This window comes from Salipiger sp. H15, assembly GCF_040409955.1.
Lineage (GTDB): Bacteria > Pseudomonadota > Alphaproteobacteria > Rhodobacterales > Rhodobacteraceae > Salipiger.
The window spans coordinates 133,354-145,413 of the sequence record NZ_CP123384.1 but is presented as its reverse complement, the minus strand read 5'-3'; the positions used below and the strand labels follow the sequence as shown (position 1 = coordinate 145,413).

Genomic DNA, 12,060 nt, shown 5'->3' with positions numbered 1-12,060 from the left:
AATCAAGAAATCTGCCATACCGCGCACAATCGCTTGCGCGACTTTCCGCCGGGCTGTTTCTTTTCCCCGGGACGGCCGCGATGGGGAGCACCGGGGCCGCCAAGTACGGAAAACGGAAGTTCCGGGAGGATACCATGAAGAAGTTTCTGATGACCGCAGCCGCGGTGACCGCACTCGTGTCCGGCACCCAGGCCGCCACCGCTGCCTGCGACGAGGGCGAGATCGTCGTAAAGTTCAGCCACGTCACCAACACCGACAAGCACCCCAAGGGGATCGCGGCGCAGCTGTTCGCCGACCGCGTGAACGCCGAGATGGACGGCAAGGCCTGCGTCGAGGTCTTCCCGAACTCGACCCTCTACAACGATGACCAGGTGCTCGAGGCCATGCTGAACGGCGACGTGCAGTTCGCCGCGCCCTCGCTGTCGAAATTCGAGCAGTTCACCAAGGTGTTCCGCATCTTCGACCTGCCCTTCATGTTCGTGAACATGGAAGCGGTGGACGCGTTCCAGAACAGCGAGACCGGCCAGGCGATGAAGGAATCCATGGTCCGCCGCGGCCTGCTGGGCCTCGGCTTCTGGCACAACGGCCTGACCCAGTTCTCGGCCAACAAGCCGCTGATCTCGCCCGAGGATGCGCGCGGCCTGAAGTTCCGCGTCCAGCCCTCCGAGGTGCTTAAGGCGAACATGGAGCAGCTCGGCGCCTCGCCGCAGCCGATGGCCTTCTCGGAAGTCTACGGCGCGCTGCAGACCGGCGTGGTCGACGGGCAGGACAACACCTGGTCGAACATCTACGGCCAGAAGTTCTTCGAGGTGCAGGACGGCATCACCGAGACCAACCACGGCGTGCTCGACTACATGGTCGTGACCTCGGTTGACTGGTGGGAAAGCCTGCCCGAGGACGTGCGCACCCAGATGGGCCAGATCCTCGATGAGGTGACCGCAGAGCGCAACGCCGCGATCGCCGAGGTCGACGCCGAGAACCGCCAGGCCATCCTCGATGCCGGCGGCGTGATCCGCGAGCTCACCCCCGACCAGCGCCAGGCCTGGGTCGACGCGATGAAGCCGGTCTGGGAGCGCTTCCAGGACGAGGTCGGCGCCGAGAACATCGCCGCCGCGCAGGAATTCAACGCGCAGTTCTGATCCGGCATCCGGACCCGTGGCCCGGTCCTGCTCCGCGCGGGGCCGGGTTTCTTGCACGCAGCCTTCTCTCACCTTGGGAAAACCCAACCGGTCCTAGCGGGGGACAAGATGTCCAATCCTCACATCCAGGGCGGCTCGGCACTCGGCCGCTTCGTCAACGAGCTGGAGGAGACGGCGATCGCCGTGATCCTCGGGCTGATGACGCTTCTCACCTTCGTCAACGTCGTCCTGCGCTACGGGTTCAACACCGGGGTGATCTGGGGGCTCGAGGCGGTCTCGATCCTCTTCGCCTGGCTCGTGCTCTTCGGCGTGAGCTACGCGGTGAAGGTCACCGCGCATCTCGGCGTGGACGCGATCACCGGCCTGCTGCCGCCCGCCGCGCGCCGCGCGCTGGCGCTGGTTGCCGCCGCGCTCTGCATCTTCTACGCCTTCCTGCTGCTCAAGGGCGCCTGGGACTACTGGGCCAACTTCATGAACCTGCCGCAGACCACCGGCCGCTGGTTCCCGACCGGCTTCGAGGAGATGAAGCGCACCTCCTACCGCTCCTGGTACGAGGTGGTCGACATCCCGATGCCGGACTGGCTGCGCTTCATCGAGCCCTGGATCAACGAGGGCGAGCATTACGAGAAGCTGCCGCGCTTCATCCCCTATTTCATCCTGCCCTTCGGCATGGCGCTGCTGCTGTTCCGCTTCGTCCAGGCCGGGGTCCGCATCTGGACCGGCAGGCAGGACAGCCTGATCGTCAGTCACGAGGCCGAAGACGCCGTCGATGACGTCGCCCACATGAACCGCGAGGACTGATCGCGATGGAAGTCTTTCTCCTCTTCATCTGCATCATCGGCCTGATGCTCATCGGCTTGCCGATCGCGGTCTCGCTTGGCCTGTCGTCGATCATCTTCCTGCTGGTGCTCTCGGACACCTCGCTCGCCTCGGTCGCGCAGTCGATGTTCCAGGCCATGGCCGGGCATTACACGCTGCTCGCCATTCCCTTCTTCATCCTCGCCTCGTCCTTCATGTCGACCGGCGGGGTGGCACGGCGGATCATCCGCTTCTCGATCTCGCTCGTCGGGCATTTCCACGGCGGCCTCGCCATCGCCGGGGTCTTCGCCTGCATGCTCTTCGCCGCGCTGTCGGGCTCGTCGCCGGCGACCGTGGTCGCGATCGGCTCGATCGTCATCGCCGGCATGCGCCAGGTCGGTTATTCCAAGGACTTCGCGGCGGGGGTCATCGCCAACGCCGGCACGCTCGGCATCCTCATCCCGCCGTCGATCGTGATGGTGGTCTACGCCTCGGCGACCGACGTCTCGGTGGGCCGGATGTTCCTCGCCGGGGTGATCCCGGGCCTGCTCGCGGGCACCATGCTGATGATCACCATCTACGCCATCGCGCGCCTGCGCGGCCTGCCCAAGGGCGAATGGCATGGCTGGGGAGAGGTGGTCCGCTCGGGGCGCGACGCGATGTGGGGGCTCTTCCTCATCGTCATCATCCTCGGCGGCATCTATGGCGGCATCTTCACCCCGACCGAGGCGGCGGCGGTGGCGGCGGTCTACGCCTTCCTCATCGCCAACTTCGTCTACCGTGACATGGGCCCGCTCGCCGGCCGGGACGGCGCGCCGAACCTGCCGCTGCTCCGCAAGCCCATCGCGCTCATCACCGCCTTCTTCCACCGCGACACGCGCGACACGCTCTTCGAGGCCGGCAAGCTGACGATCACGCTGATGTTCATCATCGCCAACGCGCTGATCCTCAAGCACGTGCTGACCGACGAGCAGATCCCACAGCACATCGCCGGGATGATGCTCGACGCCGGCTTCGGGCCGATCATGTTCCTGGTGATCGTCAACGTGATCCTGCTGATCGGCGGCCAGTTCATGGAGCCCTCGGGCCTCATCGTGATCGTGGCGCCGCTGGTCTTCCCGATCGCCATCGAGCTCGGCATCGACCCGATCCATCTCGGCATCATCATGGTGGTGAACATGGAGATCGGCATGATCACCCCGCCGGTGGGCCTCAACCTCTTCGTGACCTCGGGGGTCGCGGGCATGTCGATGATGCGCGTGGTGAAGGCGGCGCTGCCGTTCCTCGCCGTGCTCTTCGTCTTCCTGATCCTGGTGACCTACATCCCCTGGCTCTCCACCTGGCTGCCGACCACCTTCATGGGGCCGGAAATCATCACCAGGTGATCCGTCACACACTCACGGACACGAAAAGGCGCGGCGCCCCACCCGGGCGCCGCGCGCGTTCCGGGGGCAGGACCGCCTCCGGCGGGCGTATTTGAAAAGAGAAGAAGCAGGGAACAGCGCGCCGCCCCCTGCTTCTTCTCTTTTCAAATACGCTCTTCTGCGACGGTTCAGCTCGCGCCGAGCGCCTCTATGATGGGCAGGAAATCCGCCGCCTTGAGGCTCGCGCCGCCCACCAGCGCGCCGTCGACGTTCGAGACCGCGAAGATCTCGGCGGCATTGCCCGGCTTCACCGAGCCGCCGTAGAGCAGGCGGACCGAGCGGCCCGCGCCCTCGCCGAAGCGCTTCTCGAGTTTCGCGCGCATGAAGTCGTGCACCTCGCCGATCTGGTCGGTGGTCGGCACCTTGCCGGTGCCGATCGCCCAGATCGGCTCGTAGGCGACCACGAGGTTGTGACCGGTCGCGCCGTCGGGGATCGAGCCGGCGAGCTGGCCGGCGATGATGTCGAGCGTGTTCTGCGCCTCGCGCTCGGCGAGGCTCTCGCCGACGCAGACCACGGCGGTGAGCCCGGCCTCCCAGGCGGCGCGGGTCTTGGCGCGCACGTCCTCGTCATGCTCGTCGTGGTCGGTGCGGCGCTCGGAATGGCCGAGGATGACGTAGCGCGCGCCCGCGTCCTTCAGCATCTGCGCCGAGATGTCGCCGGTATGCGCGCCCGAGGCACTGGCGTGGCAGTCCTGCCCGCCGATGGCGATGCCCTCGGCGCGCGCGGCGGCCTGCGCCACCAGCGTGGCGGGCGGGCAGATCAGCACCTCGGTCTCGCCCCCGGCGGCGGCGGACATGGCCTGCAGCTCGTCCAGCGCGGCGGCCAGCCCGTTCATCTTCCAGTTTCCGGCGGCAAGTTTCCTGCGCATCGTCGCTCCTCTCGGTGTTGTTCGCGGGTATCATCGCGGCGCAGCCGGCAGCGTCAAGCTCGGTTGCGCAATCAAGGAGATAGGGCGCGGTTTCGCGCGCGGGAGGGGGATTATTCGGAGCCGCGGCGCTCGGCCTCGAGCTCCTCGATGTCCTTGAACTTGATCGACTCGCCGCAGCCGCAGGCGTCGGCGACGTTGGGGTTGTTGAACTTGAACCCCGATTCCAGCAGCGAGGTCTGGTAGTCGATCTCGGTGCCGAAGAGGAACATCTGCGCCATCGGGGCGATCAGCACCCGCGCGCCGTCCTGCTCGACGACCTCGTCATTGGCCTCGGGCGCGTCGACGAAATCCATGGTGTATTCCATGCCCGCGCAGCCGCCCTTCTTCACGCCGATGCGCAGACCGGCGCGGCCGTCGCGTTCCATCAGCTTGCGCACCTGCGTCACCGCGGCCGGGGTGATGGTGACCGCCTGTTTTCCGGGAATGCCGAACATCCGCGTCTCCTATGAGCTTTGTCAGGAATTTAAGGCCCTGCGGCGGGGGAAACAAGGGGCGGCGGCGGTTGACAGCGGGGGCGGCACGGGCCGATAGCCGAAGACCCGGCGGCAGGAGGCAGGCCATGGTCATGATCACAACCCCGCGCACCGAGGCCCGGCTGGTGTCCGAGAGCGATGCGGCGCCGCTGCGCGCCTATTACCTGCGCAACGCCGCGCACCTTGAGCCCTGGGAGCCGCGGCGCCCGGCGGGGTTCCACGACGCGGCGGCGTGGCAGGCGCGGGCGCGGGCCCATGCCGCGGAGGCGGCGGAGGGGCGGGCGTTCCGATTCGTCGCGCGGCTGCGGGGCGAGGTGGAGGTCCTCGCGGTGGCGAATTTCACCAACGTGGTGCGCGGGCCCTTCCTTGCCTGCACGCTCGGCTATTCCATGGATGCGGCGCATCAGGGGCGGGGGCTGATGCACGAGGTGCTGGCGGCGGTGATTCCCTGGCTCGAGACCGAGGCCGGGCTGCACCGGATCATGGCCAACCACCTGCCGGAGAATGCCCGCAGCGCCGCGCTGCTGGCGCGGCTCGGCTTCGAGGTGGAGGGCCGGGCGCGCGACTACCTGCAGATCGACGGGCGCTGGCGCGACCACGTGCTGACGGCGCGGATCAACGACGCAATTTTGCCCTGAGCGCGGCTCAGGCGGCCTCGGCGGCGGAGGCATCGGGGAAGATCGGCCGCGCGGCCTCGTCGAGTTCCTGCGCGGCGGCGAGCAGGCGCTCGCGCGCCTCGCATTCCAGCGCCCAGGCGACGTTGGGATCGGGGCAGGGGATGAGGAACAGCACCTCCTGGCCGAAGACGTCGTGCTTGGCGACGTAGACCCCGCGCGATTCGGGCCGGTCGGCGATGCCCTCCATGTCGTCGAGAATCGCCTCGTAGCGCTGGCGCAGCGCGTCGACCCTGGCGCCATGCGACAGGCGCAGCACCACCTCGCGGATCAGGAAATGCTCCTGCATGGTCCAGTTCTCGAAGGGTTCGGCGACGAAATCCACCACCGGCACCACCAGCCGCTGCCCGGTCCAGACGCGCAGCTGCACGTAGGTGAAGTGGATGCGCTCGACCGAGCAGAGGTGGTCCCGGAACAGCACCTTGTCGCCGATCCGCGCCGACTGGTTCAGCGCGATCTGCATCGAGGCCATGATGTTGGTCAGCACGTTGCGCCCGGCATAGGCGAGGATGATCGTCGCTGTGCCCGCCGAGGCCAGCAGCGAGATGCCGAGCGAGCGCATGACGCTGGCCTCGGAAATCACGATGCCCGCGCCGACCAGAACCACCAGCACGATCACCGCGCGCCGCGCCGCCGAGACGCGGGTGGCGATGTTGCGGCGCTGCTCCTGGCCCTCGCCCATCTCCGAAAGCTCGTCGCCGTCGAACTTCACCAGCCGGTTGAGGATCACGTCCGCCACGTTGATCACCAGCCAGAGCACCGCCGCGACGAAGCCGAGGATGATGAGCGGCGACAGGATCGTGTCGATCCGACCCGAGAAGACGAAGACCTGCCGGGTGAGCAGCGACATCGAGGTGGTGACCACCGCCAGTGTCACCGGGCCGCGCAGCGCGACCAGCATGGAATAGGGCGCGTCGCGGTGGGTGCGGTTGAGCCCGCGCGACATCAGCCGGTTGACCGCGAGGCCGACGATCCCGGTGAGCAGCAGCACCAGCGGCAGGGCGATCACCTCCCACCAACGCAGCCCCATGAAGGCGCGCTCGCGCAGGGGGGCGGGCAGGGCCTGCTCGAGCTCGGTCGGCCCGTAGGCCTCGGCCAGCGCAGGCAGCGCCTGCACGGTCTGGCGCGAGACCAGCCAGACCGGCTCGCCGGTGGCGGGCTTCACGCGGTTGATGCGGATCGGCACGGGCCGGTCGCCAAGCTTGACGTACCACAGCAGCAGCGAGCGGCGCGGCTGACCCGCCATGGGCGCGTCCTTGGTCAGCGCGTCCACGCCGTCGGGCCGGTCGCGCAGCGCGTACCAGTCGATCATGATCTTGCGGTCCATGAGCGTGGCGAACTGCCGGGCGCGCTCGGGGCCGAGTTCTGCCTGCTCGCCGGGCTCTATGCTCGAGAGGTCGAGCAGGTGCGCCGCGCCCTCCCAGTCCTCGTCGTCGGCGCGGAAGAGAAAGCTCTCGAGGCTCGAACGGGGCGTGCTGCGGTCGATGTTCTGCGGCGCCGCGCCGAGGCCGGGGTTGACCATCTCGGTCTCGTACCAGCGGTCGAGCGCCTCGTCCTGCGCCCGCGACGGGGCCGGAAGGACCAGGGCCAGCGCCAGCAGCGTCAGCGGGAGGAGGGCTCGGAGCAGGATCATCGCTGCCCAACCGCGCGGTGCGGGCAATGGTTCCGCGCGTGGCCTGCGCGGAGCGGCGCGAGGGGCGGGCAAAGAAGAAGGCGCGCCGCAACGGGCGCGCCTCGAATTCCGTGTCGTCCTGTCCGGCGAGCGGCTTACATGAAGCCGAGCTCGAGCCGGGCCTCGTCGGACATCATGTCCATGCCCCAGGGCGGATCGAAGACCATGTCGACGTCGACGCCCTTGACGCCCGGCAGCGAGGCCACGGCATCCTGCACCCAGCCCGGCATCTCGCCGGCCACCGGGCAGCCCGGCGCGGTCAGGGTCATGATCACCTTCACCTCGCTCTCGGCGGAGATCTCGATCGTGTAGATCAGGCCGAGGTCGTAGATGTTCACCGGGATTTCCGGATCGAAGACCGTGCGGCAGGCCTCGACCACCGAATCGTAGAGCGGGTGATCGGTGCTGGAGGGCGCGATCAGCGGGGCGCCTTCAAGCGGTGCGTCGGTCATGGCGGGTCCTTCCTGGGGGTTCCTGACCGAAGATATAGGAAAAGCGCGCGCCGGGGTAAAGGGCACTGCACCATTGCGGGGTGCCGCGGGCTCAGCCGGCGTCGCCACCGGAATGGGCCGCGAGCCAGAGCCCGACCTCGCGCAGCCGCCCGCGCGCCACCGGCACCGCGGCGCCGCTGTGGAGCCGCAGCACGGGCCTGCCCTCCTGCTGCTCGAGGCCGCGGATCGCCCGGCGCGCCACCCACCAGGAGCGGTGCGTCCGCAGCCCGTCCTCCGCCCGGGTCTGGGCCAGCACGTCCGAGAGCCGCGTGCGCAAGGTCAGCGTGCCGGTCGTGAGCGCGGCGCAGACGTGGTGCTGCCGGGCCTCGAGGTAGATCAGCTCGTCGAGCGGCACGGGCTGGGCCCCGATCAGCAGGACGCGCGGGGCGGGGACGGCGGCAGGCTCCGCGTCGGGCGGCAGGTCCGGGACCGCGACGCTGTGGGTGACGGGCGCATGGACGAATCTCATGAAGATCGTCTCGAACATCACCACGGTCACCAGCAGGTAGCCCATCTTCTGCGTGAGGATCGGCGAGATCTGCAGCCCGGTCGCCAGCTCGAGCCCGCGCTCGAGCGCCACCAGCGTCGGCGCCATCGCCATCAGCGAGACCAGCGGCCAGTAGATGCGCCTGCGCGGAATGAGGTCTCGCAGGATCGCGAGCACCACCATCAGCAGCGTCTGGCCAGCGAAGTAGCAACTGATCCCGATCACCCAGGCCAGCACGTAGACGGGCAGGGGCAAAAGATGCGCGACCGAGACCGGATCCGAGGCGAGCAGCGCCCCGATCACCAGCGCGAGGTAGCGCCACGTCCGGGCCTCGCGGAAGGTCGCGGCGAACTCCCCGGCGCTGAGCGCGAGTCGCCTGCCGGTGATGTCGATCAGCCCGAGATCCCGAGCCAGCATTGCCCTCACGCCGTACCGCTTATCTATCTACCTAAATTCACTGGGACTTTTCTGCCAAACTCGGCGCCGGGGCACAAGCCGGGGCGGGCGCGCCGCCCGAAGGTTGGGGCGCTCCGGCTGCAACGCTCCGGCTTCGGCCCGCCCCGAGGGGTTAAAAATGTCTTTTTCTGGGCGATTCCCGTGCTATCGTGATGCGCATCGGCGTCAGTCTGATCATTCCCTGCTTGGCGTCCCGTCTCCGGCTCCCGTGCATCGCGCGGGTCCACTCGGCGCCCGTTCCAGGGAGTCGCGTTCCGGGGCAAGGGATCGCGGCTCGGACAGGCTGATCGCGGGAATCGGCTGGGGGCGCCGGGGAATCGATCTTGTGCGGGGGGAAGCCGGTTGCAGCGCAGCCGCGCGCCGACAGGATTTTCCGGCGTGGGGACTTTGGATTGCGTGAACGGGAATAGCGTGATGAGTCATTCTGTGAAGGAAGCGGTGGCAGTCCCCGCACCCTGCGGGGTGCTGGACGGTGGCGAAATCAGGGACGTGATCGCCAAGGCGTACCAGATGCAGGGCTGCGGCGCGGTCTCGGAACTGCTGCGGCTCTCGGCGGCGCTCCTCGAACATTGCGCCTATGAACTGGCGCGCAGCGACAGCCGCGGGCAGGTGTCGCGGATCATCCTGATTTCAGCGGAACTTGAGCGCATGGCAGGGGACGCGGCGCTGCAGTGATGCCGCCACGCGCGACGGCCCCGTCGCGCGGTGCTTTACCAAGCGTCTGATAAACCGATGAAAATGACCCGGTCGGCGAACCGGAGCCCGGTTCCGGCAAGCTTGCCGCCGGGAATTTTCGGGCGCCGCGGAAAAATCCGCAATTGCCCTTAGGAAAGCGCTTGACGCTGTCCGGCCCCCCGCCTAAAAGCGCCCCACGTTCGGGACACAGTCCAGACGGTAGCGAGCGGTTGTAGCTCAGTTGGTTAGAGTACCGGCCTGTCACGCCGGGGGTCGCGGGTTCGAGCCCCGTCAACCGCGCCACCGCTACCTTGGATTTGTGACCGGCAGAAATGCGCGGTTGTAGCTCAGTTGGTTAGAGTACCGGCCTGTCACGCCGGGGGTCGCGGGTTCGAGCCCCGTCAACCGCGCCACTTTCTTCGGAACGCAGACGCCTCGCAGCCTCCGGGCCGCGCGGCGTTTCTGCTTTTGGGAGAGCCGCATCCGAGGGCCGGGCTGACACGCCGTATCTTCGAGGCGGAACCATCCCGGGGGAGTCGCGCGCCGCGCGGCGGGAGCAGCGCTCCCATGTCGCCCCGCCCGCAACTTGAGCCGCGCGCCGAGTCGCGCTAAACCGCGCAGACGCTGCGCCGCGACATCACCCAGCCGGAAAGCCCGACCATGAAATTCCTCGATCTTTGCAAGGTCTACATCCGCTCCGGCCAGGGCGGCAAAGGCTGCGTCTCCTTCCGCCGCGAGAAGTTCATCGAATTCGGCGGGCCCGACGGTGGCGACGGCGGCCGCGGCGGCGACGTCTGGGCCGAGGCGGTGGACGGGCTCAACACGCTCATCGACTTCCGCTACCAGCAGCATTTCTTCGCCGGCAACGGCATTCCCGGCATGGGCCGCCAGCGCACCGGCGCGGATGGCGACGACATCGTGCTGCGCGTCCCCGTGGGGACGGAAATCCTCGACGAGGACGAGGAGACGGTGATCGCCGACATCACCGAGCTCGGCCAGCGCGTGCTGCTTGCCAAGGGCGGCAACGGCGGCTGGGGCAACCTGCACTTCAAGAGCTCGACCAACCAGTCGCCGCGCCGCGCCAACCCCGGCCAGCCGGGTGTCGACCGCACGCTCTGGCTGCGGCTCAAGCTGATCGCCGACGTCGGCCTGCTGGGCCTGCCCAACGCCGGCAAGTCGACCTTCCTCGCCGCCACCTCGAACGCCCGGCCGAAGATCGCCGACTATCCCTTCACCACGCTGCACCCGAACCTCGGGGTCGTCGGCGTGGATGGCAAGGAATTCGTCGTCGCCGACATCCCCGGCCTGATCGAGGGCGCGCACGAGGGGCGGGGTCTCGGCGATCTCTTCCTCGGCCACGTCGAGCGCTGCGCCGTGCTGCTGCACCTCGTCGACGGCACCTCGGGCACGCTGCTCGAGGACTGGGAGACGATCATCAACGAGATCGAGGCCTATGGTGCCGGGCTTGCCGACAAGCCGCGGGTCACCGTGCTCAACAAGATCGACGCGCTCGACGACGAGGAGCGGGCCTTCCTGCGCGAAGAGCTCGAGGCCAAGATCGGCGGCAAGGTGCTGCTCATGTCCGGCGCGGCGGGCGAGGGCGTGACCGAGGTGCTGCGCGCGCTGCGCGCCCATATCGACGAGAACCGCCTGCGCGAGGCAGCCGAGGACGACACCACATGGCGACCCTGAGCGAGGCCCGGCGCCTCGTCGTAAAGATCGGATCGGCCCTCCTGGTTGACAAGCAGACCGGCGCGCTGCGCCAGGACTGGCTCAGGTCCATGGCCGAGGACGTCGCCCGCGTGAAGGCGCGCGGCGCCGACGTGGTGCTGGTCTCCTCGGGCTCGATCGCGCTGGGGCGCGGCGTGCTCAAGCTGCCGCCCGTCGCCCTGCCGCTTGAACAGAGCCAGGCCGCCGCCGCCGTCGGGCAGATCCGCCTCGCCCGTGCCTGGGAAGAGGCGCTCGCCCCGCACGGCATCACCACGGCGCAAGTTCTTGTCACGCTTGAGGATTCCGCCTCGCGCCGGCGCTATCTCAATTCGCGCGCCACGATGGAGACGCTGATCGGCTTCGGCGCGGTGCCGATCGTGAACGAGAACGACACCGTCGCCACCGACGAGATCCGCTACGGCGACAATGACCGTCTCGCGGCGCAGGTCGCCGTGACCGTCGGTGCCGACCAGCTGATCCTGCTCTCGGACGTCGACGGCTTCTACACCGCCAACCCGGCGCAGGATCCGAAAGCGCGGCGTTACGACGTCATCCACCAGATCACCCCCGAGATCGAGGCGATGGCCGGCGATGCCGGATCGGGCCTCTCGAAGGGCGGGATGAAGACCAAGCTGATGGCCGCCAAGACCGCCACCGGCGCGGGCTGCGCCATGGCGATCACCGAGGGCTCGGTGCTGCATCCGCTGAGCGCGCTGGAAAACGGCGCCAACGCCACCTGGTTCACCCCGCAGATGGACCCGCACGCGGCGCGCAAGGGCTGGATCCTCGCGATGAAGCCCTGCGGCACGCTCACCGTCGACGCCGGCGCGGCGCGGGCGCTCTCCGAGGGCCGCTCGCTGCTGCCGGTCGGCGTGACGCGCGCCGAGGGCGCCTTCGGGCGCGGCGATCCCGTCGCCATCCGCGACGCCGAGGGGCGCTCGCTGGGGCAGGGTCTCACCCGTTACACCGCCGAGGAAGCCAAGGCGATCATCGGCCACCACAGCTCGGAGATCGAGCAGGTTCTGGGCTATCCCGGCCGCGCCGTGCTGATCCACCGCGACGACATGGCGCTCTGACCCCCGCGCCGCGCCACCTGCACCGCCGGTAAAGTGCGTATTTGAAAAGAGAAGAA

The 12,060-nt window shown here is 68.4% G+C and carries 12 protein-coding genes and 2 tRNA genes; 9 read left to right on the top strand and 5 right to left on the bottom strand.

Going from position 1 to position 12,060, the window contains the following annotated elements; genetic code table 11:
• Positions 1-134 precede the first annotated feature (134 nt).
• The 3 genes from PVT71_RS00685 (at position 135) to PVT71_RS00675 (ending at position 3,322) form a co-directional block, all read left to right on the top strand.
• On the top strand, positions 135-1,139 hold the full coding sequence (locus PVT71_RS00685) for a DctP family TRAP transporter solute-binding subunit (RefSeq protein WP_353472572.1): 1,005 nt from the start codon (positions 135-137) through the stop codon (positions 1,137-1,139).
• A 108-nt stretch (positions 1,140-1,247) separates the two neighbouring features.
• A complete protein-coding gene (locus tag PVT71_RS00680; protein WP_353472571.1) occupies positions 1,248-1,940 on the top strand; it encodes a TRAP transporter small permease in 693 nt (230 codons plus the stop codon).
• Between the two features lie 5 nt (positions 1,941-1,945).
• A complete protein-coding gene (locus PVT71_RS00675) occupies positions 1,946-3,322 on the top strand; it encodes a TRAP transporter large permease (RefSeq protein WP_353472570.1) in 1,377 nt (458 codons plus the stop codon).
• A 167-nt stretch (positions 3,323-3,489) separates the two neighbouring features.
• Here PVT71_RS00675 and tpiA read toward each other — a convergent pair whose 3' ends face one another.
• The gene (gene tpiA / locus PVT71_RS00670) at positions 3,490-4,230 is read right to left on the bottom strand and encodes a triose-phosphate isomerase (protein WP_353472569.1); all 741 of its coding nucleotides are present in this window, start codon (positions 4,228-4,230) and stop codon (positions 3,490-3,492) included.
• A gap of 110 nt (positions 4,231-4,340) precedes the next feature.
• Positions 4,341-4,724 (bottom strand): iron-sulfur cluster assembly accessory protein, encoded by a 384-nt coding sequence (locus PVT71_RS00665; protein WP_353472568.1) that lies wholly within the window; start codon positions 4,722-4,724, stop codon positions 4,341-4,343.
• A 125-nt stretch (positions 4,725-4,849) separates the two neighbouring features.
• Between PVT71_RS00665 and PVT71_RS00660 the strand changes: the two genes are divergently transcribed.
• On the top strand, positions 4,850-5,401 hold the full coding sequence (locus PVT71_RS00660) for a GNAT family N-acetyltransferase (protein ID WP_353472567.1): 552 nt from the start codon (positions 4,850-4,852) through the stop codon (positions 5,399-5,401).
• A 7-nt stretch (positions 5,402-5,408) separates the two neighbouring features.
• On the opposite strand, the gene PVT71_RS00655 is transcribed toward PVT71_RS00660, so the two are convergent.
• The 3 genes from PVT71_RS00655 to PVT71_RS00645 all read right to left on the bottom strand — a co-directional run bounded on the left by PVT71_RS00655 (position 5,409) and on the right by PVT71_RS00645 (position 8,504).
• Positions 5,409-7,070, bottom strand: a complete 1,662-nt coding sequence (locus PVT71_RS00655; RefSeq protein WP_353472566.1) for a mechanosensitive ion channel domain-containing protein — start codon at positions 7,068-7,070, stop codon at positions 5,409-5,411.
• 134 nt (positions 7,071-7,204) lie between these two features.
• The gene (locus tag PVT71_RS00650; protein ID WP_353472565.1) at positions 7,205-7,561 is read right to left on the bottom strand and encodes an SUF system Fe-S cluster assembly protein; all 357 of its coding nucleotides are present in this window, start codon (positions 7,559-7,561) and stop codon (positions 7,205-7,207) included.
• A 91-nt stretch (positions 7,562-7,652) separates the two neighbouring features.
• Positions 7,653-8,504 (bottom strand): LytTR family DNA-binding domain-containing protein, encoded by an 852-nt coding sequence (locus tag PVT71_RS00645; protein ID WP_353472564.1) that lies wholly within the window; start codon positions 8,502-8,504, stop codon positions 7,653-7,655.
• A gap of 453 nt (positions 8,505-8,957) precedes the next feature.
• Here PVT71_RS00645 and PVT71_RS00640 point away from each other — a divergent pair, with 453 nt between their 5' ends.
• The 5 genes from PVT71_RS00640 (at position 8,958) to proB (ending at position 12,004) form a co-directional block, all read left to right on the top strand.
• Entirely contained in the window at positions 8,958-9,218 is a 261-nt protein-coding gene (locus PVT71_RS00640; RefSeq protein WP_353472563.1) for a hypothetical protein, read from the top strand.
• Between the two features lie 226 nt (positions 9,219-9,444).
• Positions 9,445-9,521: transfer RNA gene (locus PVT71_RS00635), tRNA-Asp, on the top strand.
• A 33-nt stretch (positions 9,522-9,554) separates the two neighbouring features.
• Positions 9,555-9,631, top strand: a tRNA-Asp gene (locus tag PVT71_RS00630).
• Positions 9,632-9,878: 247 nt separating this feature from the next.
• Complete coding sequence (obgE, locus tag PVT71_RS00625; protein ID WP_353472562.1) at positions 9,879-10,910, top strand: GTPase ObgE; 1,032 nt, start codon at positions 9,879-9,881, stop codon at positions 10,908-10,910.
• Positions 10,898-12,004 (top strand): glutamate 5-kinase, encoded by a 1,107-nt coding sequence (proB, locus tag PVT71_RS00620; protein ID WP_353472561.1) that lies wholly within the window; start codon positions 10,898-10,900, stop codon positions 12,002-12,004. Before obgE ends, proB begins: the two co-directional genes overlap by 13 nt.
• Positions 12,005-12,060 lie beyond the last annotated feature (56 nt).

Excerpts from the sequence above, each read along its gene's own strand:
- PVT71_RS00685 (WP_353472572.1), top strand. The coding sequence starts at position 135 with ATGAAGAAGTTTCTGATGACCGCAGCCGCGGTGACCGCACTCGTGTCC.
- PVT71_RS00680 (WP_353472571.1), top strand. The coding sequence starts at position 1,248 with ATGTCCAATCCTCACATCCAGGGCGGCTCGGCACTCGGCCGCTTCGTC.
- PVT71_RS00675 (WP_353472570.1), top strand. The coding sequence starts at position 1,946 with ATGGAAGTCTTTCTCCTCTTCATCTGCATCATCGGCCTGATGCTCATC.
- tpiA (WP_353472569.1), bottom strand. The coding sequence starts at position 4,230 with ATGCGCAGGAAACTTGCCGCCGGAAACTGGAAGATGAACGGGCTGGCC.
- PVT71_RS00665 (WP_353472568.1), bottom strand. The coding sequence starts at position 4,724 with ATGTTCGGCATTCCCGGAAAACAGGCGGTCACCATCACCCCGGCCGCG.
- PVT71_RS00660 (WP_353472567.1), top strand. The coding sequence starts at position 4,850 with ATGGTCATGATCACAACCCCGCGCACCGAGGCCCGGCTGGTGTCCGAG.
- PVT71_RS00655 (WP_353472566.1), bottom strand. The coding sequence starts at position 7,070 with ATGATCCTGCTCCGAGCCCTCCTCCCGCTGACGCTGCTGGCGCTGGCC.
- PVT71_RS00650 (WP_353472565.1), bottom strand. The coding sequence starts at position 7,561 with ATGACCGACGCACCGCTTGAAGGCGCCCCGCTGATCGCGCCCTCCAGC.
- PVT71_RS00645 (WP_353472564.1), bottom strand. The coding sequence starts at position 8,504 with ATGCTGGCTCGGGATCTCGGGCTGATCGACATCACCGGCAGGCGACTC.
- PVT71_RS00640 (WP_353472563.1), top strand. The coding sequence starts at position 8,958 with ATGAGTCATTCTGTGAAGGAAGCGGTGGCAGTCCCCGCACCCTGCGGG.
- obgE (WP_353472562.1), top strand. The coding sequence starts at position 9,879 with ATGAAATTCCTCGATCTTTGCAAGGTCTACATCCGCTCCGGCCAGGGC.
- proB (WP_353472561.1), top strand. The coding sequence starts at position 10,898 with ATGGCGACCCTGAGCGAGGCCCGGCGCCTCGTCGTAAAGATCGGATCG.